The 24,821-nt window shown below is 68.0% G+C and carries 21 protein-coding genes and 1 pseudogene; 11 read left to right on the top strand and 11 right to left on the bottom strand.

From position 1 onward, the window contains the following. Window position 1: 1 nt before the first annotated feature. A complete protein-coding gene (locus AC07DO_RS13790) occupies window positions 2–1,210 on the bottom strand; it encodes a cysteine desulfurase family protein (RefSeq protein WP_471321540.1) in 1,209 nt (402 codons plus the stop codon). A 436-nt stretch (window positions 1,211–1,646) separates the two neighbouring features. Between AC07DO_RS13790 and AC07DO_RS13785 the strand changes: the two genes are divergently transcribed. The 5 genes from AC07DO_RS13785 (at window position 1,647) to AC07DO_RS13765 (ending at window position 7,810) form a co-directional block, all read left to right on the top strand. Further along, complete coding sequence (locus tag AC07DO_RS13785) at window positions 1,647–3,275, top strand: DEAD/DEAH box helicase (RefSeq protein ID WP_479059406.1); 1,629 nt, start codon at window positions 1,647–1,649, stop codon at window positions 3,273–3,275. Further along, a complete protein-coding gene (locus tag AC07DO_RS13780) occupies window positions 3,272–5,152 on the top strand; it encodes an ATP-binding protein (RefSeq protein WP_479059404.1) in 1,881 nt (626 codons plus the stop codon). The genes AC07DO_RS13785 and AC07DO_RS13780 overlap by 4 nt, the downstream gene beginning before the upstream one ends. Beyond that, window positions 5,149–6,045 carry a phospholipase D family protein gene (locus AC07DO_RS13775; protein WP_479059402.1) on the top strand — a complete coding sequence of 299 codons (897 nt, stop codon included), beginning with the start codon at window positions 5,149–5,151 and terminating at the stop codon, window positions 6,043–6,045. Before AC07DO_RS13780 ends, AC07DO_RS13775 begins: the two co-directional genes overlap by 4 nt. Window positions 6,046–6,131: 86 nt before the next feature. Continuing rightward, window positions 6,132–6,779, top strand: coding sequence for a hypothetical protein (locus AC07DO_RS13770; RefSeq protein ID WP_189173932.1), 648 nt, complete (start codon window positions 6,132–6,134; stop codon window positions 6,777–6,779). A 230-nt stretch (window positions 6,780–7,009) separates the two neighbouring features. Continuing rightward, window positions 7,010–7,810, top strand: a complete 801-nt coding sequence (locus AC07DO_RS13765) for an adenine nucleotide alpha hydrolase family protein (RefSeq protein ID WP_479059741.1) — start codon at window positions 7,010–7,012, stop codon at window positions 7,808–7,810. Window positions 7,811–7,923: 113 nt separating this feature from the next. On the opposite strand, the gene AC07DO_RS13760 is transcribed toward AC07DO_RS13765, so the two are convergent. Both AC07DO_RS13760 and AC07DO_RS13755 read right to left on the bottom strand, forming a co-directional pair. After that, window positions 7,924–8,775: a hypothetical protein gene (locus tag AC07DO_RS13760; RefSeq protein ID WP_479059400.1), complete on the bottom strand. Its 852-nt coding sequence runs from the start codon at window positions 8,773–8,775 to the stop codon at window positions 7,924–7,926. 59 nt (window positions 8,776–8,834) lie between these two features. Next, entirely contained in the window at window positions 8,835–10,277 is a 1,443-nt protein-coding gene (locus AC07DO_RS13755) for a DNA phosphorothioation-associated putative methyltransferase (RefSeq protein ID WP_479059398.1), read from the bottom strand. 1,027 nt (window positions 10,278–11,304) lie between these two features. Between AC07DO_RS13755 and AC07DO_RS13750 the strand changes: the two genes are divergently transcribed. Further along, a complete protein-coding gene (locus AC07DO_RS13750; protein WP_479059396.1) occupies window positions 11,305–12,141 on the top strand; it encodes an HNH endonuclease in 837 nt (278 codons plus the stop codon). 22 nt (window positions 12,142–12,163) lie between these two features. On the opposite strand, the gene AC07DO_RS13745 is transcribed toward AC07DO_RS13750, so the two are convergent. The 3 genes from AC07DO_RS13745 to AC07DO_RS13735 all read right to left on the bottom strand — a co-directional run bounded on the left by AC07DO_RS13745 (window position 12,164) and on the right by AC07DO_RS13735 (window position 14,762). Continuing rightward, window positions 12,164–13,669 carry a LacI family DNA-binding transcriptional regulator gene (locus AC07DO_RS13745; protein WP_479059394.1) on the bottom strand — a complete coding sequence of 502 codons (1,506 nt, stop codon included), beginning with the start codon at window positions 13,667–13,669 and terminating at the stop codon, window positions 12,164–12,166. Window positions 13,670–13,701: 32 nt separating this feature from the next. Beyond that, window positions 13,702–14,079, bottom strand: coding sequence for a helix-turn-helix domain-containing protein (locus tag AC07DO_RS13740; protein ID WP_479059392.1), 378 nt, complete (start codon window positions 14,077–14,079; stop codon window positions 13,702–13,704). A gap of 125 nt (window positions 14,080–14,204) precedes the next feature. Further along, window positions 14,205–14,762, bottom strand: a complete 558-nt coding sequence (locus tag AC07DO_RS13735) for a helix-turn-helix domain-containing protein (protein ID WP_479059391.1) — start codon at window positions 14,760–14,762, stop codon at window positions 14,205–14,207. A gap of 249 nt (window positions 14,763–15,011) precedes the next feature. Here AC07DO_RS13735 and AC07DO_RS13730 point away from each other — a divergent pair, with 249 nt between their 5' ends. From AC07DO_RS13730 to AC07DO_RS13710, 5 genes are all read left to right on the top strand, one after another. After that, on the top strand, window positions 15,012–16,289 hold the full coding sequence (locus tag AC07DO_RS13730) for a DUF3631 domain-containing protein (protein ID WP_479059389.1): 1,278 nt from the start codon (window positions 15,012–15,014) through the stop codon (window positions 16,287–16,289). Between the two features lie 212 nt (window positions 16,290–16,501). Beyond that, complete coding sequence (locus tag AC07DO_RS13725; RefSeq protein ID WP_479059739.1) at window positions 16,502–17,326, top strand: DUF2637 domain-containing protein; 825 nt, start codon at window positions 16,502–16,504, stop codon at window positions 17,324–17,326. Window positions 17,327–17,663: 337 nt separating this feature from the next. Further along, on the top strand, window positions 17,664–18,065 hold the full coding sequence (locus tag AC07DO_RS13720) for a plasmid mobilization protein (RefSeq protein WP_479059387.1): 402 nt from the start codon (window positions 17,664–17,666) through the stop codon (window positions 18,063–18,065). Between the two features lie 6 nt (window positions 18,066–18,071). Further along, entirely contained in the window at window positions 18,072–19,763 is a 1,692-nt protein-coding gene (locus AC07DO_RS13715; RefSeq protein ID WP_479059385.1) for a relaxase/mobilization nuclease domain-containing protein, read from the top strand. A gap of 102 nt (window positions 19,764–19,865) precedes the next feature. After that, window positions 19,866–20,246, top strand: a complete 381-nt coding sequence (locus tag AC07DO_RS13710; RefSeq protein WP_479059384.1) for a hypothetical protein — start codon at window positions 19,866–19,868, stop codon at window positions 20,244–20,246. A 132-nt stretch (window positions 20,247–20,378) separates the two neighbouring features. Here AC07DO_RS13710 and AC07DO_RS13705 read toward each other — a convergent pair whose 3' ends face one another. The 5 genes and pseudogenes from AC07DO_RS13705 to AC07DO_RS13685 form a co-directional block, all read right to left on the bottom strand. Then, complete coding sequence (locus AC07DO_RS13705; RefSeq protein WP_479059382.1) at window positions 20,379–21,068, bottom strand: hypothetical protein; 690 nt, start codon at window positions 21,066–21,068, stop codon at window positions 20,379–20,381. A 98-nt stretch (window positions 21,069–21,166) separates the two neighbouring features. Beyond that, a complete protein-coding gene (locus AC07DO_RS13700; RefSeq protein WP_479059381.1) occupies window positions 21,167–21,697 on the bottom strand; it encodes a hypothetical protein in 531 nt (176 codons plus the stop codon). A 28-nt stretch (window positions 21,698–21,725) separates the two neighbouring features. Continuing rightward, on the bottom strand, window positions 21,726–22,412 hold the full coding sequence (locus tag AC07DO_RS13695) for an SPDY domain-containing protein (RefSeq protein ID WP_479059380.1): 687 nt from the start codon (window positions 22,410–22,412) through the stop codon (window positions 21,726–21,728). A gap of 259 nt (window positions 22,413–22,671) precedes the next feature. After that, on the bottom strand, window positions 22,672–23,367 hold the full coding sequence (locus tag AC07DO_RS13690; RefSeq protein ID WP_479059379.1) for a restriction endonuclease: 696 nt from the start codon (window positions 23,365–23,367) through the stop codon (window positions 22,672–22,674). Window positions 23,368–24,612: 1,245 nt separating this feature from the next. After that, a pseudogene (locus AC07DO_RS13685) lies at window positions 24,613–24,771 on the bottom strand (amino acid permease); the annotation flags it as partial. Window positions 24,772–24,821: the final 50 nt, after the last annotated feature.

Raw genomic sequence — 24,821 nt, 5'->3', positions numbered from 1 at the left:
GTCAGTGAGCAGCCGCGCCGGCTGTCGCTGCCATGGCGGCGCGCACCTGGTGGACCGCGCGGACCACCGCCTCGGCGGCTACGGCGATCTCGTCTGCGGTTGTGGCGTAGCCGAGCGAGAAGCGCACAGTGCACTCCGCTTCCTCCCGGCTCAGCCCCATAGCGAGCAGGACATGGCTGGGGGTTGGGGCTCCCGAGGCGCAGGCGCTTCCGTCGGATGCGGCTATGCGCGGCATGGCGGCCATGACTGCGTCAGCCGGGGCACCTGCAAACGTGATGCTCGCCACACCGGGCAGGCGGGGGGCTTGCTGCCCGTTGATACGGCATCCGTCCACAGCCGTGGTCACCATGTGTTCGAGCTGATCGCGCAGTTGGGTCACGCGGGCGACGTCGTCGGCAAGGTCACGGCTGACGGCCGCAGCGGCAGCTCCGGCACCGGCGATCCCGGGCACGTTGAGGGTGCCGGCCCTCCACCCCTTCTCCTGCCCGCCACCGGTGATCAGCGGCCTGAACGGCAGCGGTGTACCGCGTCGTACGAACAGTGCACCGACGCCTTGAGGGCCGCCGAACTTGTGGGCAGACAGGGACAGAAGATCGACGTCCACTTCGGAAAGGTCCAGGGTCAGCCGGCCGATCATCTGTGTGGCGTCCGTGTGGACCAGCGCGCCTGCGGCATGCGCCGCCTTGACGACCGGCGTGAGGTCGGTGAGAACGCCGGTTTCATTATTGGCGGCCATCAGGGAGACGAGACCGACATCGCCCCGGCCGAGCTCTTCCTCCAGGGCCACGGTTTCCACCAGGCCGTCCGCCCGCATCGGCAAGACGGTCAGCGATCCCGGCTCGTTTTGGGCCAGATCCCGGGATGTCTCCAGCACCGCAGGGTGCTCTGCACTACCCGTCACAATCCGGGCACCGCGGCGATGAGCCGCGCGCAGCGCGAGATTGTTCGCTTCGGTTGCCCCTGACGTGAAGATGATCTCCCCGGGCGAGCAGTTCAGCAGGTCAGCAAGGTGCCGACGAGCGACCTCTACGCGATAGGCGGCATCCCGGCCGGGGTGATGCACGCTCGACGCGTTACCGACGGCCTGCAGGGCATCCACAACGGCCGCCAACGCTTCGGGCCGAATTGGCGCCGTCGCATTGTAGTCGAGATATGCCGAAACCGGCCCATCAGACTCATCCCTCATGCCCCACCTCGTCTCGCTCAGCACCGCACACAATCTACTCCTGGTGGAACCCGGACGTGCGCACCGGGGGCGGCACCAGGAGTGAGTCGCGATCGTAGCGATCGAGATCGATCAGTCAGCGAAACCGACACTCAACCCGGAGCGCAAACTGTAACTCGAACTAATGTTCCCCATTGCTTGGGCGCCTGCAACCGATATCGGGAAAGGACATCGGCGCAGAGGCGGCACGGGATCCTCTAAGGGGCCGACCGCACCTCATCAGCGCCCCTGAGCTGTGAATATCAATCGCCGAGATCCGAGTGTCAGTGCGTGGGTTTATGGTGATCGGGCACTGTAACTTTGGGGCGACTCAGAGTTGCGGGCAGCTCTGCATGCACAGAACTGAGGCGGGGGCTCCGCAAGTTGACGGACATTCAGACATCGGGGGAAATCTCCCCTGTTCCGCAGGGGTGGTGAATCGATGACAGCGTGGTCGCCCGGCCTGTCCTTCCAAGCCGTGCTGGACAGCGCTCCCATGCCGTACATCCGCGAGCGGCTCGGCAAGCACATGTGCGCTCTGCTCGACCTCATCGACGGCGGAAGCGCCGGCGATGAGCGGCTCCGAGCAGTCGCTGCCGTGGCGGTGGACGCCGAGAAGCTCGTGTCCAATCAGACGGACCGCGAGGAGCTGCTGCGGCTCCTGCCCGCCGACAAGCAGACAGAGCTTGCCCAACGTCTTGGGGCGGACGGCGCGGGCACCGATGCCCTGGTCTACCTGAACGGTCTGAAGTGGGCGAGTGAGCAACAGCGGGAGCTGCTGGAGTTCTTCGGCTTCAGCGTCGACAGGGCACCCGCGCTGTCCCCGCTCTTTCGGCAAGACTCCGAACCCGAATACGGGTTGTTCCCCCACCAACGGCGCGCAGCCGCACGCGTGAAGGAGTTGCTGTACGACGGGCCGCGGCGGGTTGTCCTTCACCTGCCGACAGGCGTGGGCAAGACCCGCACCGGAATGAACCTGATCGCCGACCATCTGCGGCAGCACGAGCCCACGCTCGTGGTCTGGCTGGCGCGTGGGCAGGAACTGCTGGAGCAGGCGGCTGCGGAGTTCGAGCGCGCGTGGTCCAAGCTCGGCGACCGTCCGATTGCGGTCGTCCGGATGTGGGGTGAGGCGCCCACCGATGTGGAGGCGCTGACGGACGGCCTTGTCATCCTCGGGCTGGAGAAGGCCGTCTCCGCGGACAAGAGCGATCCGGAGCTTCTCCGCAAACTCGCATCGCGCAGCACCCTCACAGTCTTCGACGAGGCTCATCAGATCATCGCGCCGACCTACCAGCGAGTGGTGGACGCCCTCACCATCCGCCCCGATGCCAGCTTGCTGGGCCTGACGGCCACCCCCGGCCGGACCTGGGCAGACGTCACGCAAGATGAGCGGCTGTCAGACTTCTTCGCCCGCCAGAAGGTCATGCTGCAGATCGACGGATACAGCAACCCGGTAACCGCCCTCATCGAACAGGGCTACCTGGCCAAGCCCATCATGAAGACCGTCGCCTCCGAAGCCGGCCTGCATCTGTCCGCGCGCGATCAGCAGCTGCTCGCGAAGTCCTTCGACATCCCGTCGGACATCATCGCGTCGCTGGCCAGCGACGAGCAGTGGAACCTCAAGGTCGTCCAGACCGTGCTGGAGCTACTGGAACGCCAGCACCGCAGGATCCTGGTTTTTGCGGCCTCCGTTGACCATTGCCGCCTGATCGCCGCTGTCCTGTCGGCGCTCGGCCTCGATGCCGACTTCGTCACCGGCGAGTCTTCTCCCCGGCACCGCAACGACGCCATCAGACGCTTCAAGGGCGCCGGCCGACGCCCCATGATTTTGTGCAACTTCGGGGTCCTGACCACAGGCTTCGATGCCCCGGCGGCCAGTGCTGCCGTCATCGCCCGACCGACCAAGTCACTGGTCCTGTACAGCCAGATGGTCGGCCGCGTCATCCGCGGGCCCAAGGCCGGCGGAACCGCCACCTGCGAGATCGTCACCGTCGTCGACCCGGAACTCCCCGGGTTCGGAGACGTGGCCGAGGCATTCACCAACTGGGAAGACGTATGGGAGACCGCGTGACCGGCGAGGAAAGCAAATACCGGATCGTCAGCCCTTCGCTGACTGTCAAGGCCATGCGTGACAGCGGTTACAAGAACACCGCCTACGCGCTTGCCGAGCTGATCGACAACAGCATCGACGCCGAAGCCACGCTGGTACAGGTCTTCGCCTGTGAGAGCCCGGTGCAGGGCGCCACCCAGACGAGGCACCGGGTGGACACCATAGCTGTCCTCGACAACGGCAAGGGCATGGACGCCGAACTCCTGCGGCGTGCCCTGAAGTACGGCGACGGCCTCGGGGGCGACCGCAACCGCATCGGGCGCTTCGGCATGGGCTTGCCCAACTCCAGCATGTCCCAGTGCACCAAGGTCGAGGTCTGGTCCTGGACCAATGGCGCCCCGAACGCCATGTACACCTACCTCGATCTTGAGGAGATCAACGGCGGACTCGACGACGTCCCCAGTCCCGTACACCGCCCCGTGCCGGAGTACTGGAGCGACCTCAGCGAGGCACCGCTGGGCACCACCGGCACCCTCGTGGTCTGGTCGGACCTTGACCGGGTCAAATGGCACGGAGCCGGCGCCACCCTGCGGAACACTGCCGAGCTGATCGGCCGTGTGTACCGGCACTACCTCCACGACGGCAGGGTGGAGATCAAGATGGCGCCAGTCCGCGAAGGAAAGGTCCTCGAAGGAGACAACGGGGCGTACTTCGCCGAGCCCAACGACCCCCTGTACCTCATGGACTCAACCGGGACGCCGCCCCCGTTCGGGAACAAGCCCATGTTCGAGCCCTTCGACATGGGCAACGAGAAGGAACCCGGGGTCGCCTACTTCCCGATCACGGTCGACGGGACGAAGCACAACGTGAAGGTGCGGGCCTCCATCGCCCGGCCCGAGGCCCGCCGCGCCGACGTCGAAGGTCATCCGTGGCCCGACAACGCGAACCCCAACCGCGACGCCGGTTTCCACCCGTGGGGACAGCATGCTCGACGGAACATCGGGATTTCCCTGGTCCGGCAAGGGCGCGAACTCGACCTCGATTCCAAGTGGGCCATCGGGTACGACCCCGTCGAGCGTTGGTGGGGCATCGAGGTGGAGTTCCCCCCGGAGCTCGACGACATCTTCGGCGTCACGAACAACAAGCAGACCGCCACGGTCTTCTCGTCTCTCGCCCACTTCGACTGGACGGCCGAGGCCGAGGGGGACGAGACGCCCAAGGCGTTCAAGGACCGCATCGCCGAATTCGGCGACCCGCGCCTGCCCCTGATCGATCTCGCGCTCTATCTGGAGAAGAACCTCCTGCCCAAAATGCGGCGGAAGCTGAAGCAGCGCAGGATGGGCCGGGGGGGCAATAAGCGTCACGATGACGTCGTCACGTCCAAGGCCACGGACGCGGTCAAGCGCCGGCAGGAGGACGGCCACACGGGAACGACCGACCGGCTGGCAGAGGAAGCCACCGAGAACGACAAGCGCCAGGAGCAGTTCGCGGCGCTCACCGAGCGGCATCACCTCGACGAGGACACCGCCCAGTCCATGGTCGACGAGGCGCTGGAGAAAGACTGGCGTGTCCGCTGGATCTCCAGCCCGCAGGACTCCACGGCGTTCTTCAACATCGACCTCATGGCCGGCATGCTCCAGGTGATCTTCAACACCGAACACCCGCTGCACAGCGAGCTGATGACCGTCCTTGAAGATGTGCCCGAAGACGCGAGCGAGACCGAACTCCGCCAACGCCTGGCCCGCGCCTCCGACACCTTCAAACTCCTCGTCTTCTCCTGGGCCCGCATGGAGGACGAGATCCCCAACAAGCGGGACCGCGCCAGGATCTCGGACGCCCGGCGCGACTGGGGCCGCTACGCCCGCGACTTCATCGAAGACGGGAGCGATGACGAGTGACGCAGCCGGACCACGTCTGGCAGCAGATAGCCCACCTGATGAAGGGCGCCACCACGCGAGTGATCCTCGTGGCGCCCTTCATCAAAAAGGCCGTCTTCGAGGAGACCCTCGCCTCGGTGCCGACCTCGGTGGAGAAGATCGGATGCGTCACGCGCTGGACTCCGGCGGAAGTAGCCGCCGGAGTCTCCGACCCCGAGATCGTCGAGGCGGCGGAGCGGGACGAGCGCGTGCAGATCACTCTCTGCCCGTCGCTGCATGCCAAGATCTACGTCGCCGACGACCGATGCCTGGTCGGATCCGCGAACCTGACCGGCAAGGCCACCGGCCGAGTCCCCAACGCCAACGTGGAGCTCTTGCTGGATGCGCCCGTCACCCATCCCGAAGTGCAGCGCGTTCTCAGTCTGATCGAGTCCCGCTCGACAGCGGCCACACCTGTGGTGGCCGCCCTCGTCCGGCAGCAAGCAGAACTTCTCAAGGAGGAACGCATCGCGCCCCCGGCCGAGGGTGAACCCGCCCCCCTTTGGTACCCGGAGACGAGGCGCCCGGAGAACGTGTTTGCGCTCTACAGCGGGCGAACGCGATTCACCTCGCCGGTTGAGGCCGGCATCATCCAGGACCTTGCCCTGCTCGATGTCCCGGCAGGTTTGGCGGAGCACGACTTCAAATCGGCGGTCGAAGCTCGGCTGCACGCCATCCCAGAACTCCACAAGCTGCTCGTCGGCGAGCGCCTCAGCAACATCGAGCTCGAGAAGGCCATCGTGGAACGGACAGGAGACCCGGAAGACCAGGCCCGGAGGACAACGGAGACCCTCGCGGCCTGGTTGCAGCACTTCGGCCGCTATTACACCGAGGTGGGCTCGTGGGAGCTGCGGCCAGGACGTGAGCACACCTAAGATCTGCGTGCACGGCGTAGAGCGGCGGAGCAACTCCCCCGCTCATCGCCACCCCACGGAGACGAAGGTGATAGGAAGGCCCCCTCATGGCACAGGTGCGGGTCCCGTTCCTGCTGGGCCATGCCGAAATCGCCTCCCTCTATCGAGTGGAGCGCCAAACATCGCAGAAATGGCGGACAGAGGGCGCCCTCGCCGCACCTGACCTGGTCGCGTCCGGCAACCCGTACTGGCTGCTGGCGACGGTAATGCGGCTAGACGACGTCGGCGACCGCCACGTGGCGCGAGACCGGCTGGCCTCCTACAAGACCAGCATCCCCCGCGGCTACGAGGTCCAGGACAAGGAGGACCTACCCGTCATCCTCGGCATCCAGGAGGCCGCCCGCGTCCTCGCGCGGGACGCGCAGGCGATCTCCCGATGGCGTAACCGGCGACAAATCGCCGAGGCTGACTTGACCCTCTCCGGGTCCCCTCTCTGGCTCCTGGACACCATCGTGGATGATGCGCAACAGCGGCAGCGCACCATCCTCTCGTCCGAGGTCGAGCTGCTGCGTACAGGTCATCGCGCCCCGCAGAAACCACGTGGGCGTAGGCAAAGAGAGCCCCTCTCCCAGCCGCCGCACAAGGCCCCGCCCGCAGCACGAACATTCACTGGTGCCGACCAAGTAGCCGCGGCCGAGTTCCTGGCAGCAGTCCTGGCGGAGGGACATTCTGTGGTCATCGAGCCGCGACCTTAGTCGGCCTCCCCCTGCCTGACTGGGATGGATCCCCGAGACGCTATGCCGCCTAGTTAAGCAGTGTTCGCCGACAGCCGTGAGAGGAACACTTGATGCCGCGACGCTTCATCCATACTGTCTCTCACATGCCGATCTTGTCACGCATCCCCGGAGCCCACCACGACAACCCGACGGAATCGAGCCCACGGGCCGTCCTCGACCTGGCGGCTCACCAGTCAAGTGAATCCCCGATGAGGGTTATCTCCTACGGAGGAGGCGTCCAGTCGACGGCGCTGCTGGTGCTAGCCGCCCAGCGCGGGATCGACTTCTCCACCTTCCTCTTCGCCAATGTCGGGGACGACAGCGAGCACCCGGCGACTCTCGCGTACGTTCGCGAGATCGCCATCCCTTACGCCGAGCGTGCGGGACTGCACATCTACGAGCTCAAGCGACGCCGTCGTGACGGGACCACGGAAACCCTCATGCAGCGGCTGAACCGGCCGGATACCCGGTCGATCCCCATCCCGGTCCGTATGGCCAACGGCGCTCCTGGCCGCCGCAACTGCACCGCAGACTTCAAGATCAAGGTGGTCGGGCGGTGGCTTCGGGAGCATGGCGCCACCGCGAAGGCACCGGCGGCGGTCGGCATCGGCATTTCGCTCGACGAAATCCATCGCGCCAACCGTCGGCGGAGGGAAGCCCACGAGGTCATCGAGTACCCCCTCCTCGACCTCGGGTTGCGCCGAGACGACTGCGAGCGCATCATCACCGAGGCCGGCCTGCCGGTACCGCCCAAGAGCTCCTGCTTCTTCTGTCCCTTCCGTACCGTCGACGCCTGGCGTCATCAGCGTCGCCACGAGCCCGAATTGTTCGCACAGTCGGTCCGGCTGGAGGAGACGATCAACCACCGAAGGGCGGCGCTCGGCCGGGATGACGTCTATCTCACGCGGTACGGGATCCCGCTCACTCAAGCCATCCCCGATGAGAGCCCGGGGGAAGGCGAAGCCGATGAGGATGACGGGGCATGTGACTCCGGCTGGTGCATGACCTGATACCTGCCGAGCAGGCCACGACGGGTGGGCCCGAAGCCATTGGCCTCGGGCCCACCCGTCGTTTGCCTCTAGGCTGCCGACGTGGCCGTCGCAGGGCGCTGCTGGTGGCGGAATCAGAGCTCGGGCGGCTCGCCGGGCTGGAGGTGGAGAACGGCGAGGTACTCGCCGTAGGGCATTTCTTCGTCCACCCATCGACTGCCGCCTGCGGAGTCGGGAATCCACATGCCGTCGAGGAGGTACTTGTCGTCGAAGACAGCGACGCGGTTTTCCTTCACCGCCGCGGTCATCAACAGCTGGATCCCCAGCAGCAGTACCGTGGAGGCTTCCTTGGTCGCACAGACCTCGGCGTGTCCAGTGGGAAAGACCTTTCCGTCATCGTCGCTTCCCGGCTCGGGGATGGCGGCGCGGCCCCGGACGGTCATCTCGTGCAGGACAATCGCCTGGGTCACCGCTGCCGCCACCGAGGGGCCAGCGCCCGGCACGCCGTCCGAGGCATGCGTCCGCAAATGGTCGGTGACCGCATGCGCGTGCACCGGCCACGCGTCGGCGTGGTGTTGCAGCTGCTGCTCAGCGGCCTCCACCGCCAGACCAGACTCCGCGGTGTCCGGGTACAGCAGCCGGACGAATCCTTCGAGTGCTGCGCGCAGGTAGCCGAGACGGACCTGGTGCTGCTGCCACTCCTCCATCATCTCGGTCCAGACGGCGTCGAAGTCGAGGCCCGCTGAGCACATGCCGCCGTCGTCGTAGGACATGTCGAACGTCACCGTGCGCAGGCCCTGGGCGAGACGCAGCCACTTGTAGGCCGTATCCCAGCCGCTCTGCGCCCCGGGGGCTCCTGTGACGGCGGAGGCATGCTCCACCCAGTCGGTGAGTTCACGGACATGGTCCTCGGGCTCGGACAGCGCGAGGGTGGACAGCGTTCGGTATGAGGGCAAGCAGGAGCCCTCCATCCGGGTGGTGGTCATGGGTGGAGCGTGGCACACAGCACTGACAATCACTGCGGTGCCGAGAGCCGGAGCGAGGCTCAGGTACTGGTGGTGCGCCGTACGAGCCTGTGGCCTCGCAACTCCCGCTCGCAGCGAACGAGTTCGCGCTCCCATCCCTTTTCTGTGCCGATCAGGTGCGGGCTCTCGTAAAGACCGGCGCGAACCTCGGCGTCCGTGAGCCTCCGGTACTTGGGTGCGTCGGGATCATCCTCGGCAAGGAACTCGTGCTTGCGATGCAGCAGGGGACGGTTGGTGGAGTCCGCGTACGAGGTGAAGGAGGACTTAAGGGTCTTCAGGTCGACGGCGTACGAGGCCGCGATTCGCGGGTGGGGATCCGCGTCGAACTCGGGATAATCGAGCCAGCTGACCCCGCGGCCCTGATGGCGGAGCTTGACGACAGACCACTCGCCAGGACGGCCGGCGGCAATGCTCGCGCACTGCTCGTACAGGCGCAGCACGGCCGGGATCCGATGGAGTGCGCGGCGGTGAACGTATAGAGCGGTCGCGGTGAACTTGCCGGCGATCGATCCGTTCATCGCCCGGCGGACGTAGGCGTCGTCGCGCAGTTTGAACAGCAGCCGATCCGCTCGGTGGCACGCCTCGGTATACGACGGGAAGAAGGCACGGATGTCCAGTTGAACCGGCAGGGGCAGACTGCTAACCGGGCCTCGGCCGTGAAACAGCTCCAGCGCGAGGAACTGCAGTGTGTCGAGGGCTCCGCGCTCGGCGCTTCGTTCTACCTTCGCGGGGTCGGCTTCCTGCTCGGCAAGGCGCTTGAGTTCAGCGGGGCGCAGGTGGCCAAGGAGGCTGATGATGGGCTGCGGCATTTCCTCCAGCTGAGGCATCCTGCCGCGCTGTTCGAGATGATCGACGACCGAGGTGATCGCCGAGGCGGTGTCCTCGGACGCCAGCCACCCCCCGTCAGGAGCGACCTGTCGGGCGAGGTAACTCAGGCGGGCCGCATCGTCCTTGAACGCGTAAACGACGCCGGGCGCAGCCGACACGCAGCGGACACCGGTGGCCTCCTCGACGTAGTCGCGAAGCTCGCCGGCGGCGTAGAGGTGTTGGAAGGTACGGCGTTGGGTGAGGATGCCGTCGCCGTACTCGGTGCCTTTGATCTGGTTGCGCTCCCACCTCAACCTCGCGGACACCACTAGCACCGACTTGGCAAGGTCCCAGGCCCGAAGGAGCGTCTCGCGTCGTTCGGCGGGATTCTCAATCACGTTCAGGACATAGGTGAGAAGGACCACCTCGGCCGGCTCACGCCGCCCGTTAGGAAAGTGCACCGGGTCCCAGCCCACAGCATCGAGGCCGAGGTGCAGCAATGCCCGTACATCGCCGCCACGTCCACACCCGTAATCGAGTACCCCCATGTCTGGTTCCAGCTGAAGGTCGCCAACGGCACGACGAGCGGGGAGCGACAGGCCGACACGACCGATGGCGGTGTTATGTCTCTGACTGGTCCAGAGCTGCTGCGTCATCAGCGTTCCCTGATTCACGGATAGGCCAGCGTGCGACAGCTCCGAACTGTACGTGACACTCGCTCCAGCGGTCCGGCTTACAGGCGAGACGCGTGCCAAGACTGATCTCATGCCACACGGCTCGGGGCACCGCCGTCGACCACACCACTGGCATAGCCTTGGTATCTAAGCGACGCGTCCTAGTGATGACTCCCCCTTGGGAGCCATCTGGGAGCCGGATCCCTCCCGGGAACCCTCCCGGACCGTCCGGGACCACCGCACACCAACGTCCTGAACAGGCAAAACAGCAACACAGCCGGTGCCACTCCCACCCGAACCTCATTCGGGACGAAGAGGTCGTGGGTTCAAATCCCGCCACCCCGACAGTGAAGTACCAGGTCAAGGGCCTGATCCGGATTCGGATCAGGCCCTTTCTGCGTCTCCGGTGATCGTTTGGGAGAAATCTGGGAGAAGATCTTGGTCGGCTTCTCCCGGCAGGCAATCGCCCGGCGGGGGCGGCGTGTCTCCCGCGCGTCCGCTCGTACCTGCGCGTTCGCGAACTCCAGTCGGCCACTCGACCCGAGGACAGCCTGTGGACCACGGCTTCGGCGGCAGCCACGACGCCGACAACAGCACCCCTGAGCACGCGGGGCGCCCCTGCGCGGTCTGCGGCACAGTGATGGAGTACTGGCGCCCACGCAGCCAGAAATACTGCTCCGATCCCTGCCGTACCTCGGCCGCCAAGAAACAGCGCGCCGAACGACCGAAGGACGCGCCGAAGGTGCGGCGTCCGAAGCAAACGCTCACGCCGGGGACACCGCCTGTGCCCGACCTCTCCAGGACCCGCAAGGTTCCCGGTGATCCTCATTGGAACCCGATCCTCGCGGCTGCCGAACGTGCCACCGGCGGCGAACCTTGCCGGATCTGCGGCGAGCCCGTTCCAAGGAGCGCGCACTGGGAGCACCGCGACCGGCACGTCTGCTCGAGTCGGTGCAACACCACACTCAAGCGGCGCACGAAGGTGCGGATCGAAAGGGGTGAGATCGACGTGCCCGCCATCGCGGATCACGGCGACCGATCCTCCGCCGATGCCGACCAGCGAGCTCGGTTCGGGGCTGCACGGGAGCCGCGGGTCTTCTGCACCAGGGCCGCCGATGGTGACTTCCCCTATGAGTTCCACGGGTTGAGCCCCATCGAGGGCGATGTCATCGAGCGGCACGGCTCCGTCACGACGTACGCCACCGCTACCTCCCTGGGCGCCGACGAGCTCGTCGCGCTGGTGCGGGCCAACTCCGAACCCGACGCAGAGCCGATGGTCGCAATCCACCAGCGGACCGGCGCGCTCCTCGCCTACACGGGCCGCGTCCTGTGGTGGACCAAGGTGCCTGGCCAGGAGCACCCCCTCGTCCAGCAAACGTCGTTCGCGGGGGACGACGGGCGGCAGTGGCATTGGCAGAACGAGATCTTCCGTGACGTGGACGAGAGCGGGAAGACCTACGACTGGGAAGCCTGGGTCTGCGTCGCCGAACCGACGCCCACGCTCTGGACCCCGGCCTACACCGCCCGCTCCGAGAAGCGGCGGCGCTCCACTCGGGCCCGCAACAGCTACCAGGCCCGTATGCGCGGCTACGGCATGCTCAACGCCGACGCCGACCAAGTGGACCCGTTCGACATCTACGAACGCGACCAATGGGTCTGCCAGTTGTGCCACCGTGCGATGGACTCCGCCGTTGAATGGCCCGATCCGTGGTCCGCCACCCTTGACCACATCCAGCCTGTTGCAGAGAACGGCGCGCACACAGCCGAGAACCTGCAGGCAGCCCATTGGATCTGCAACATCCGCAAGGGAGACGCCTGGGGACCTGGCGAGGCCCAGCCCTCCTAGGAGGAGGGCTGGGCCTGACGCGTCAGCCGCCGGCCTGCAGGAGCCGGTCCAGCGCAGATACCGGGGAACGCGGGTGTAGCGCACGCCTGGCGGCGAGTGCCGCCTCCCACTGCTCGGTCAGGCCAACCATGAGGCGCCGACGCATGCCGGGCGTGACGTGGGCGTAGCGCGCGGAGACCGAGCCGTCGATGTGGCCCATGCGTTCGTCCATGAGCACCTTCTCGGTGCCGAGGTCCTCCATCATCGTCCGATGGGTATGGCGGAGACCGTGGGGTGTGAGGCCCTTGGCGATCGGGAGCCAGCAGGCGTCCGCCCGAGCAGCAGCTCCTCGACCTCGGGCCGGAACCCCGGGCCACGGCTCGCCGAGGATCGGGACCGGGCGGGCCTCCTGGGGTGCCTTCTTCGGGTACCAGCCGGAGGCCGCCGGGGTGAACAGCCAGGTGGCGAAGCCGTTTCGGCGCCAGTGGGCCGCGTGCTCCGACGTGGTGCCGCCCCGTACGAACCCGAGGTCTGCGATGGCGAGTTCGACGCGTATGCGAGTGTCCTCGCGCACGCGGTCGGGGTGGTTGAGGACGTTCGAGACCGTGCCCGTGGAGACTCTGGCGCGTCGTGCGACGTCGACGAGCTTCGCCCCCTGATGGCCGCCGGTGCGTGCCGCGCCCTGCCCTCGGAAGACGTACGTCCTGCCGTGGCAGGGGCAGGGAGTCGGCTTCGTACGGGCGATGTGGTTGAAGACCAGGGCGGACAGCCAGTCCGTCGAGTCGATGTCGCGGTAGCTGTCGTCCTTGGGCGGACAGCGCACCAGCTCGCCGGTGTCCAGCTCGTAGAGCTGCCATTCGACCCGGAAGGCATTCGGCCGGACGAACTCCGTTTCCAGGCCGACGATTTCGCCCCAGCGCTTGCCGGTGTAGCCCTTGAGGACCGTGGCAACGAACTCGTCGTCGCGACCGGAGAGCAAGGCCGCCCGCTCGGCGGTGAGCAGGATGCCGAGCGCGTCAGTGACGACCTTCTCCGGGCCGCGGTCGCGCGAGCGGCCAGCGCGCTTGCCCCGTCCGCGCCGCCTGGCCGCCGGGTTCGACGTGAGCAGGCCCTCGTCGATCGCGTCCTCGAAGATCAGGTGGAGCGTGGAGCGCCAGGTCTTGACGCTGGAAGCCGCGTAGGCGGCCTTCTCCTTCTTCTCCCAGGCATCGACGTCCGTACGCAGGATGCCGGCGAGCGCCTTGTCCTCGAAGTCGGGGAGCAGGTGCTCCTCGATGTGGCGCTTGTAGTTCTGCATCGTCGAGGCCGCCAGGTCCTGGGCGGCGTACCAGCGGCTCGCGTACTCGCCGAAGGTCTCCTGGCCGAGGCCCGGGTCGCGCCACTGGCCACGGCGAACGGTCACCTCCTCGGCGTCTGCGGCCTGCTTGGCCTCGCGTTTGGTGGCGAACTTGACCACGGCGCCTGCGGAATCGGCGACGGTGCCGTACTTGCCGTCCTCGATCTTGTAGCGGCCGCGCCAGTAGCCGCTGCGCTTCTCGGCGTACCCCACAGATTTCCCTCCCTTCTGTCGTGTGGGGTGCGTTAAGCAGCGGTTCCGTACTGGGACTTGGCCATACGGCGCGGCGGCCGGGCCTTGAGGCGGACAGCGGACAGAGCCGCTTCAGATCGCTGCCGAGCGGAAGGCTTGCGAGTCGGCGCAGCAGCAACGCCAGGGCGCTGCGGTTTCAGGGCCGGACGCTCTTCGTGCATGCGGATGATCTCGGCGAGGTGTTCGTCCGAGAAGCGGTACGCACGGCCAACGCGGGTGAACGGGATGAGCCGGCGGCGGGCGCGGTCCTTGACCCACCAGGCGGAGCAGCCGAGGACGGCGGCAACTTCCTCGGGGACATAGAGGCGCGGCAGGCCGACCTCGGCGTGCGGAGTCGGTGTGGAGGCAGGGGCTATCGCGGGTTCGCGCAAGGGGTGAGTCCTCTTCTGGCGGGCATGAGGCGCGGCAACGCCGACCCGCCGGTCGATCGCTAGGGATAGAGATGAGCTGCCCGTACTGGGGGTTTGCGGCCCGGGACGGGAGTGGGCGCCGGAGGCTATGCCTCGTCGGCGGGGTGGGCGTCGCTGTCACCAGGCGGAGGGCCATGCATCTTCAGCATGGTCTTGTTGGCCTCTTCCGCGATGGCGCTCTGGACCATGAGGTCGGCTTCCTCGCGGATGTCGGGGTGCTCGGTGAGGTAGGCGTCGAGGGCGTCGCGCGCCTCTGTGAGAGCCATGTTGGCTCTCTGCGTCGTGCGGAACGCGTCCACGACCTCGTCGATGAGCTCCATGGCGCGGGCCTTGGCCGCCAGCTGCGGTGGCCCGACGAGGTTGCGCAGGTCGATGCCGAAGACCTCGGCGAAGCCGATGGCGTCGTCGAGGTTGATGCGGCGCTTCCCGTTTTCGATCCGCCAGACCGCGGACGGGTTCATCTCGAAGCCGGCCTCGTTGAGCCGGTCGGACAGGGCGTTGGTGCTCCAGCCTCGGGCCTCGCGCTCCACCCTGATGCGGGTCGCGACGTTCGCCTCGCCGCTGAGCAGGACGCCCTCGGACGGTTCTTCCTCGACCACCGCCACCTCCTTCCGTTCGTAGCGATGCACTGCGGTTTGCAGCACAGCCTAAACAGTAGCACCTCCACTGCGAGATGCAAAACACTTCTGCGATCTGCAATTAATGTGGCATAGTGGTGGCACCCCACCCCACCGACCTCAGGAGTCCGCACGACCGCACGTCACATGAAAGAAGCCCCCGGCGATGCCGGGGGCTCAAGCGCAAACCTCTCAACCGCCATCCCTAGCGATCAACCTGCGGAGACCGGGATTGCCGTCCCATATGGCCCGCAAGCAGAGGAGCTGATGCCCAGTATGACCGATCCTCAGCCGAATACGCCATCCCTTCCCGACGGCTCCGGCACGTCGTGGCCTCCAGTTGCCGTGCCCGGCCAACCGTCCGGCTCCGCTGCGCCTCCGCCAGAGGGGGACCGCGACGACACCACCTCATCACCACTGCGGACCGAGGGGGCGCAGATCCTGGACGACCTGCGGGTGCAGATCAAGCGGTACGTGGCGATGCCGAGCGAGGAGGCCGTCACGGCGGTGGCCTTGTGGATCGCGGCGACGCATCTGCAGCGCGCGTGGCAGCACGCGCCGCGCCTGGCGATCGTCGCTCCGGAGAAGCGGTGCGGTAAGTCCCGTCTGCTGGACGTGGTGACCGAGACGGTGCACAACCGGCTGATCACGGTCAACGCCAGCGCGGCGGCGATCTTCCGGTCGATCGACGGGGACGACCCGCCGACCCTCCTGGTCGACGAGGCCGACACCCTCTTCGGTACCACCAAGGCCGCGGAGAAGAACGAGGAGGTCCGTGGCCTGATCAACGCGGGGCACCAGCGTGGTCGGCCGACTCTGCGGGTGTCCGGTCCCGAGCACCAGGTGCAGGAGTTCCCCACCTTCGCCATGGCCGCACTTGCCGGGATCGGCGATCTGCCCGACACGATCCAGGACCGGGCGGTGGTCATCCGGATGCGCCGCCGCGCGGCAGGCGAGAAGGTGGCGTCCTTCCGCACCGGCCGGGACACCCCCGCCCTGAACGCGATCCGCGACCGTCTCCACGCCTGGCTCCAGCCGCTCTACGCGCAGGCCCTGGAGATGGAGCCTGCCATGCCGGTCGAGGACCGCGCGGCGGACACCTGGGAACCGCTGGTGATCATCGCCGACCTCGCCGGAGGCGACTGGCCGATGCTGGCGCGCACCGCCTGCCGCACCATGACCGACTACGAGGCCGGCCAAGACGAGGAGGGCGGCCTGCGCACCCGCCTCTTGGTCGGCATCCGCCGCGCCTTCGCCACCGTCGGCGATCCGGCCGTGCTGAGCACCAAGCACCTGCTGGAGTCCCTCAACGCGGACAAGGAAGCACCGTGGGCGGAGTACGGCGCCAACGGCCTGACCCCGCGCGGTCTGCAGCTGCTCCTGAAGCCCTACGGCATCAGCTCGGCCAACCGCCGCTTCCCCGACGGCACCCAGGCCAAGGGCTTCGCGCGCAACCAATTCCTCGACACGTGGGCGCGGTACTGCCCCGAGCCGAAGGCTGCTGACGCGCCCGCCTCGCCAGCGGACGGGCCGCTGCCCGGCACCGCAGCCTGACCCGACGCCACTCGCATCACTCGTCCCCGCGCAGGTCAGCGCGGGGACGAGTGAACAGCCCGCAACGAGTCGTCTCGACATCACCACGCCACTCGTACCTGTGCTGACCAGGCACGCGACGAGTGGTACGAGTCCCAGCACCTCGCAGACACAGCGCCCTGCCCCGCTGCCCCGCCTGCTCGTAGGTGCCGCCCACCCACCGGAGGTCTCCCCTGCCCTCGCACGAATCCACCGCACCCGAATCCACCGCGCCAAAAACCGGAGCCATCCGCTTCGGCATCGCCCTGCTCGGCACCATCGGCTTCGTCCTGTCCTACGACGCCCTGCGGCAAATGGCCATCGCCGCCCACATCCGCCCGCTCTTCGCGATCGGCTTCCCGCTCGTGATCGACGGGTTCATCGCCATCGGTATCGGGACCCTGCTCCTGGTGCGCACCGCGTCGAAGGCCGCCCGTGTGTACGTGTGGGTGCTCGTCAGCCTGGCCACCGCGCTGAGCATCTGGGCCAACGCGCTCCACGCCGTACGCCTCAACCAGCAGGCCCTGGGCGGTCTGCAGCTCGGCGACTGGACCGTGGCCGTGCTCTCGGCGCTCCCGCCGCTCGCGCTGGCTGGCGCGGTGCACTTTTACCAGATCATCCAGCGTGACCTCGCGCTGGCCGCTGAGCAGGAGGACGCCGAGCTGGGTGCCAGCGCCTCCTCGGACGTCCAGATGCCCGCGCGCCTCAAGGTGGCGGGCGCCCCGACAGATGTGGCGGAGGACGCTGCCGATGTGGCGAACCCCTCCGCCTCATCCCCCGCGGCCGACGAAGAGGAGGCGGACACAGTCGATCCCGAGCTGCTCGCCCTCGCCCGCTGTGCGCCGCTTGGACGCGGAGGCAAAGCCTCACGCCGCCACATCGAGGACACCGTCCGCAGCACCGGCCGCACGATCGGCAAGGACGAGGCAGAACGCGTCAAGGACGCGCTCCAGGCCGAACTCGACAAAGCCGCCGCAGCCGAACCGAGCGAGACCACACCAGCGGCGATCGCTTCCTGACCACCGCCCCCTGCCGACCGCGTCCCGCATCACTCGTCCCCGCGCAGGCCAGCGCGGGGACGAGTCCCCCATCGGCGACGAGTCGCACCAACATCACCGCCCTCCCCCATCAACACCCCCGAGTAGGTCACCCATGCACGCACCACAGCACGAACTGCCCACCCCACAACCGGAGACGACCACCACACCCGTCACACGCGCAGCAAGTTGTGGGGTAAGGAGTCCTTACCCGGCCTCCGCCCCGGGGGTGGCGGAGGCTTCCGGTGCCAAGGGGGCGCCGGAGTCGGCCGGCCCGGGGGTGCCGACCGAGACAGGGGGTATCGAGCCGTCGTCGAGCGTGCCGCAGCAGCCTGCGCCGCGTCGCCGTCTGCGCGACAAGCAGCTGCGCGAGCACCGCGTCCATCCCCGCTACAACGACGACGAGTTCGCCCTCGTGAAGAACGCCGCCGCCCTGAGCCGCATGAAGCCCGGCGGCTACGTCGCCGAGTGCTCGCTGGCCGCGGCCCGCGCCGAGGACCCCACCGCCGCGGTCGCCGACTACCGCGCCATGGTCAAGGCGCTGATGGCCGCCAACGGACAGCTCGGCATGATCGGCAACAACCTCAACCAGCTCACCTGGCACCTCAACCAGGACCGTGCCTGGCCCCACCGCGACACCGTCCAGCACCTCCTGCACCGCGTTGAGGCATCCATCGCCGACGTGGACGCAGCCGTCGCCCAGGTCACCGAGGGACGGTAGGAGCCGGTGATACCCAAGATCATCATCAGCAAGGGGCCGGAAGCCACGCGCCGCACGATCGGCTACCTCTTCGGGCCGGGCCGCGCCAACGAGCACACCGACCCCCACCTGGTGGCCTCCTGGAACGGCTTCGCCCCCGACCCCGGCCGCAGCCCCCACCGCGACCCGAAGGAGGCGGAAAAGCAGCTCGTCGCCCAACTCGACCAGCCCATAAGGATGCTGGGCGACAAGGCGCCCAGGGACACCGTGTGGCACTGCCCTGTGCGCGCCGCACCCGAGGACCCGATCCTCACCGACGCCCAGTGGGCCGAGATCGCTCGCCGCATCGTTGCCGCGGCGGGTATCGCCCCGACCGGGGACGAGGAAGCGTGCCGCTGGGTGGCCGTTCGCCACGCCGACGACCACATCCACATCGCCGCCACCCTCGTGCGCCAGGATGGCCGCCGCCCCCAGCGCGGCTACGACCAGCGCGCCGTCCAGAAGGAGGCCCGAAAGATCGAAGTCGATTACGGGCTCAGGCGGTTGAAGCCGGGCGACGGCACCGGCGCCAAACGCCCCACCAGCAAGGAGCACTTCAAGGCCAAGCGCCTGGGCCAGGACGCCGCCGCCCGCGATGTCCTGCGGCTGCGGGTGCGCCGCGCGGTTGCCGCCGCCTCCAGCGAAGCCGAGTTCTTCGCCCTCCTGGAGGCGACCGGCGTGAACGTGCGGCCCAAGACCGAGCCGTCCGGCGACGTGACCGGCTACAGCGTCGCCCTGCCCGGCGACGCCAACAAGCAGGGCAAACCCATCTGGTTCGCGGGCTCCACCCTCGCCGGCGATCTCTCCTTGCCGAAGATCCGCCAGCACCTGGCCGACACCGGCCCCGAGCCCGTCGCCATCCCACCGGGCAATCCCTGGCACCAGGCCACCGCCGCCACCGAACGCATCCCCCACCACCTCACCCACAGCGACGACCCGACCGCCCAGGGCCAACTCGTGGTGCTCGGCACGGCACTGGACCTGATGCCGGACATCGCACCGGCCGCAGCTAAGGCCCAACTCGCACAGGCTGCTGCCGCCTTCGAACGCGCCACCCGCTCCCGCATCGCAGCCGACCTCGACAGCACCCGCGTCCTGCGCCGCAGCATCCAGACGATCTGGCATGACCGCACTCAGGACGGGGACGGCAGCGGGTTCGCGATGCTCGTCAACGCCGCTCTCACCGCGGTGGCCTTCGCGATGCACTGGCACCGCACCCGCCAGCACACCCAGCAGGAAGCGGCAGCCGAGCAGGCCCTCGTCCACCTGCAGATCGCGTACGAGCAGGTCGCCGAGCCGGTCCTGACGGGCTTCGCGCAACGCGCCCCCAGTGCCCAGGCCAAGCGCCGCTTCGCCCACTACCTCCAGGAGGCAGTGCCCGAGCACGCCGAGCGCATCCTGGGCGATCCCGCCTGGGACGCACTCGCCTCCGTGCTCGCCCAGGCAGAGGCCGTCGGCCACAACACGGCCACCGTCCTCGACCAGGCACTTGGCCAGCGCACCCTGGACGACGCCCGCAGCCCCGCCCGCGCGCTGACCTGGCGCATCCGCCGCCTCGGCGAACGTCACGCCCCCGGCCCTCGCGCCCAGGCCCATCGCGCCGCACAGCGCCCCGGTGCCCCCGTCCACGCCACGGCCACCGTTCCCACCCAGCAGCGGCCCCCAGCGCGGCGGCGATAACCGCACAAGCGAGCGGAACATAGCCGACGATCCCCGGTTACCGAAACCGGGGATCGTCCGGAGCATTGATAGTCCCAACCCCAACACCGGAAAGACCCCTGCATGCCCCACACCGACATCCGACCCCACATCATCGCCCTCCTGTGCGACGCGGACTGCAAGCTCCGGTCCGACACCAACACCTGGAGCCACCGCGACGGACGGCCCTTCACCAAGGAGGAACAGGCCACCGCCTTTTCGGCCACCCGGACCGAGTTCGAAGAGTTCCACGCACAGCACAACCGCTACATGGACTACCGGCGCAAGTGGCAGGAAGCCCCCGACGCCCTGCAGGACTTCCTCGCCCCGTTCTTCGAACAGCTCACCAAGAAGACCCTCGGCAACGCAGTCGAGATCATGACCAAGGACGACCGGGCCGAGCTCGACCGCCTTCTCATGCTCATAGACGAACCACTTCGCCCCTTCACCCCGTACACCTTCTGACCAACACCACCACCGCTCATAGGCCGACGTGAAGACTCGGCCAGCGCAGGCGCCCTCACCGCCGACACCGGCACCAGTACGCGCAGGCCCGACCGGGAACACCGGTCGGGCCTGCGGCGCGTCTGGACAGTCTCAACGGGTCACACGGGCTTTCGCCACCGCCTTCTCCACATGGGCATCGACCAACGCCGCCGACCCCGAGACCACCACGACCACCGTCCCGATGCGCACGACCGTCTGCTTGACGACGCTGCTGCGCCCACCCGCAGTAAAGGTGAGCAGCTGGCTCCACCGCTCATCCCCCAGCCGCGGGGCAGGCACCCTCCGCGGCACGACCGTGACCGGAGTGCCACCAGCGAGCACGTCGTAGGCCGAGCAAGCCGTCATCGCCCCGACGATCCGGCTCACGCCGCGGGAGAGCTCGCCCTTGGTGGCGCTGTAGAGCTCCTCTGCCAGCTCCGAGCCGCTGCCGCCCGCGTACGTGAAGGACACCTTCGCCTGGCGGGGGAAGGTGAGGCTGCCCCCAGCTGCTGCCTCACCGAGCTTGGCCAGCGCGGGGCATCCAGTCACCGTGACGTCGTCGTGCCGCTCGGGCCGTTCCGGCCTGCGGATGTAGTCCTCGCCCAGGTCGCGCTCGTCCAGGAGCCGCTCACGCAGCGCGGCCGAGGACAAAGGCGTGGCCGCCGGGGTGTTCCTGTGCTCCTGGCGGGCAGCAGCCGAGGAGGTCGGGGTCGTGGCGGGAGTGCTGCCGACGGAGCAGCCTGCCAGGGCCAGGGCAGCGAGGGCGCTCAGGTGGAGGACGGCCGTGGTGTGAAAGCGCATGTGAAACCCAAGAGTTGGTGCCGAGCGGACGGTCTGACTGGGCCGGCCCTCCAGGCGCCGGCGATGCGCAGGAACAGGGGAGTTGGGTTTCTGGGGATTCAGTGGCCGAGGTGGCGCAGCCCGTCCTCAAGGTTCGGGTGGTAGTGGTCGGCCGGACCGGAGTTGCGGTTGTACCAGGCCGAATCAAGACGCCGCTCATGCGTGTAGTGGTCGGCCTGGCAGCGCAGCCAGATAGCGCCGTCGCGCATGTTGAAGACGACCCAGTTCCGGTACGCGCCGCACGTCGGGCACGCGTGGATCTCCCCGTCGATGACGAGCGGCTGGTCCCAGCGCATCATGAACCCGGCAACATCCTGCAGGGACGGCGCGCGGAAGTTGGGCGGCAGGAAGTCGGGCACCACCGCCGCCTCCGGCACAGTAGCCGTGGCCGTGCCGGAGGCCGGGCCATGAAGGTCGGGCGCCGGCAGTTCGGCGTGCATCGCCAGCATCGCCTGGCCCGCACGCTGGGCCTCACGCCACTCACGGTCGGCGCGGGCACGGCGTCGAATCATTCGGAACATGCGAACTCCATCTCCGTCATCAATCAAGGCAGGGAACAGGCAGGTCAGGGCCTCGGCAATGAGCGGCATAGCGGCCGCTCCAGGGCCGTGGGTCGGCTCAGCCGCGGTGGACGACGATGAGCCGGCCCTCGGCGCTCTCAGGGAGCGTGCGGCGGGGCACCGGGACAGGTGAGGCGAGTGAGGAGGCGAACGCGGCGACCAGGTCATGGGGGACGCTGGTGCTGAAGCTGGCGCACCACAGATACGGGGCGCCGAGCACGGGTTCTGCCCATGCTTGCCAGCCCAGCAGGTCGGGGCGAAGGTCTGCGTCCTGGATGAGCGGCGGCAGCGGCTCCAGGGAGACACTGGCGGAGAACCCGGGATCCGAGGCGGTCGTAAAGGGCCGGTCCATGTCGCGGATCCAACCCTGGGCGCCGAGCGCGGCAAGGACCGTCTCCGGTCCCTCGAATCCGACGTCGGGTGCTTCGTGGGCGTCGAGTGCGACGAGGAGATCGGCGAGCGCCTCGTGCGGGATGCCGGCGGTGAAGTACGCGTTCCACTCCGTCATCGCGGAAGTGGCATCCGGGCGGGCGCTCAGCTGCCAGGCAACGGGCAGTCCACCCAGCTCGAACGGATAGCCGGCGAGGATCCACTCGGCACCGCACAACCCGTCCGGGCTCACATACAGCAGGGTGTCGCGGGAAGTGGGCCACATACGCCAGCCGAGACCGACCAAGATGGCGCCGATCTGCTCGGCGAGGACGCCGTCGTTACCGGCCAGGTGGCGAGGGGTGACCCAGTACACCGGGTTCGGCGGGGTAGTGCGGGAGGGATCGCTGGGATCGTGCGGGTGCAGGGGCGCCTCCGTGAGCTCGGGGTCTGTCTTCCAGCAGGGCGTTGTACGTTCGCATGCTGTGCGCCAGCACTCCAGTCATTGCGGGGACTTTCCTGTCTGCCCCCGGCGAACTGGTGAAAAAGTGGAACGAGTTGCCCGGCAGGCTCCGCAGCATCCGCGTTCGGAGCCGCCCGGAATGCACCATGCCGCTTCCCTTGCGCCTGACGGGTCAGGACAGGGGCGTCGGGCGACGCGGCGGTGGGATGCGGTCCAGCAGGTCCCACAGCGGACGCGAGCCTGCAGCCCACTCCCCGAGCATGCGGCGGTCGACGAGATGGATACGGTGCTCCCGGCCCCAGGGGATCGCCTTCGAGGAGAAGCGGCCGTTGGTGAGGACGACGGCAATGTCCGCCCCATGAATCTGCCGGGCGGTGCCGTTGACCTGCTGGAGCACCCCGACGCCGACGGCTGAGCCACGGTCACCGTCGCGGCGATGCTTGCACTGGATCGCCCACACCCGGCCCGCAGGGTCGACGGCACGCACATCGCAGGCGTTGTCCCCGGCACCGCCGAGCTGCTCGGCCTGGCAGCCATCCCGGCGCATCAAGTCCCGTATGGCGAACTCGAACGCGCGATGGTCCAGGGCATCTATCTCGGCGATACGCAGCCGCAGGGACTGGGCACGCACGCGTGCCCAGGCGGCCCGCTGCCGTACCTGCCGGAGCCACAGGCCGCCCGCGCCGGCGGCGACCAGGGCGGCGAGGAGGAGGACCCACCAGTGCACGAGCAGCCACTGCACGACGGCGGCGACCAGGCCGATCGCGACGACTGCGGCCACCAGCAGAGCGACCTGCTCGTCCTGCTTCCTGGAACGACGGCGCACCGGACGGCGCCGCGAGGTGCGCCGTACCGGGCGGCGGCTCATCGGACCCCGCCAGGCTGTGCGGGCGCGGTGGAAGGGGAGCGGTGCGGCGGAGGTGTCTTGACCTCCCCCTCGAACTTGATGCCGCCCTCGGATGCTCCCCAGACCAGGAGCGCGACAACGGCCGCGATCGCGAGCTGAAGCCCGGATCCGGGATAAGACCGGGTGTGCGCCCGTACCGGGACACCACCCCGAACGTGCGCCTTCACCTGAACCGCCATGGAAGAACTCCCCCTCCAGCCAAGGTTGTTGGTCACGCATTCCCGCACAGTTCGCATGACAGCACGCAGCACTGACATCACGTCAGGGATCGATCACCGGGAGTGCATCGCTTTCGGTCAGAACGGCCGTGCGCCCCAGGAGTCGGGGAGTCGGCGACCTGCGGCCTTCCTGGGCCGTTCGGCTGACTTCAGCCGTTTCCACCGTTCTCGGACGGTCGGGTGGCGGACGCCCCGGGCATCCAGTCACTGCGCGGAGCCGGGGCAGCCCGAAACCTCAGCGCACGCTGTTCCCGGGTTCGGGCACGTTCGAATGGGCCGGTCTTGTCCGGTCAGGGGAGGGCGTGGCCGTGCTGTCGTGGTCGCTGACCAGCCACGCACCAACGAGGAGGCCCACGACGAGCAGGACCAGGTGACGGTTCCTCCTCCACCACGACGGCGGGTTGGGCTTGGTTATGACGTACTCCACGCGCGGGGGCTTCGGCACGGACGTCCTCCCTCTCTTGTCGAGCATCCCGGAAGAGGCGTGGTGGTGCCCTGGTCCGGGAGCGTGTGAACGTGCAGGCATAGGTGCTTGCGGGGAGCGGAGTTGCCGACTGGCAGTGACCCAAGTCGCAGTGGTGACCTCGGGCTTGCGGGTTGGAACGCTCGGGCATGGACAGTTCCCGCTGCCGAGCGGGTTGCCTCGTATCGGCCTGGAGTCAAGTGTGGAATACGAGGTCGCCGGAGGGCCACAGGATTAGCGATGCCACAGGCGTGACGAGCACTGCGAACCGGAGGTACTCGACCGAGCGGCCAGGGCTGTCGCGCTCGGCCGCCCCACCAGCGACCAGGGGCTTCACCATGAGGCGGGAAACGGCAACCCGCGGGTGACAGGACCACGTTGGGGTGCATGCGTTCGGCTGCCCACAGATCGGATGCAGGGTGTCTCCCGTCGATCACGGCCATGTCGGGGACCGACGGAACCACTCAAACGAATTGGGGCCAGACCCCAAGAGAAGTGCGTACAGACACGCCGCCTCTTGCCCGTGATCGTGATCGGGGCGTAATTGAAGGTACCCACGATGACCGGGGAGCTCTGCGGCAGCATGAACAGCACCGTGATCACCACGACCCACACGACGGCGATCGTGCCGACGACAGTGGACCAGGAGCCCAGGTGTCAGGGGCCACGCTCGAACCGGATCCCCGAGACATCCTCGACGGCCTCACCCCCAAAACCCGCTCTTCGACCCACAA

Source organism: Streptomyces sp. NPDC045678 (assembly GCF_056432085.1).
This window is presented reverse-complemented; position numbering and strand designations above follow the sequence as displayed.

Coding starts and splice junctions, on each gene's coding strand:
- AC07DO_RS13785 (WP_479059406.1), top strand. CDS start 1,647: ATGACAGCGTGGTCGCCCGGCCTGTCCTTCCAAGCCGTGCTGGACAGC.
- AC07DO_RS13770 (WP_189173932.1), top strand. CDS start 6,132: ATGGCACAGGTGCGGGTCCCGTTCCTGCTGGGCCATGCCGAAATCGCC.
- AC07DO_RS13765 (WP_479059741.1), top strand. CDS start 7,010: ATGAGGGTTATCTCCTACGGAGGAGGCGTCCAGTCGACGGCGCTGCTG.
- AC07DO_RS13760 (WP_479059400.1), bottom strand. CDS start 8,775: ATGACCACCACCCGGATGGAGGGCTCCTGCTTGCCCTCATACCGAACG.
- AC07DO_RS13755 (WP_479059398.1), bottom strand. CDS start 10,277: ATGACGCAGCAGCTCTGGACCAGTCAGAGACATAACACCGCCATCGGT.
- AC07DO_RS13730 (WP_479059389.1), top strand. CDS start 15,012: ATGACCGATCCTCAGCCGAATACGCCATCCCTTCCCGACGGCTCCGGC.
- AC07DO_RS13710 (WP_479059384.1), top strand. CDS start 19,866: ATGCCCCACACCGACATCCGACCCCACATCATCGCCCTCCTGTGCGAC.
- AC07DO_RS13705 (WP_479059382.1), bottom strand. CDS start 21,068: ATGCGCTTTCACACCACGGCCGTCCTCCACCTGAGCGCCCTCGCTGCC.
- AC07DO_RS13700 (WP_479059381.1), bottom strand. CDS start 21,697: ATGCCGCTCATTGCCGAGGCCCTGACCTGCCTGTTCCCTGCCTTGATT.
- AC07DO_RS13690 (WP_479059379.1), bottom strand. CDS start 23,367: ATGAGCCGCCGCCCGGTACGGCGCACCTCGCGGCGCCGTCCGGTGCGC.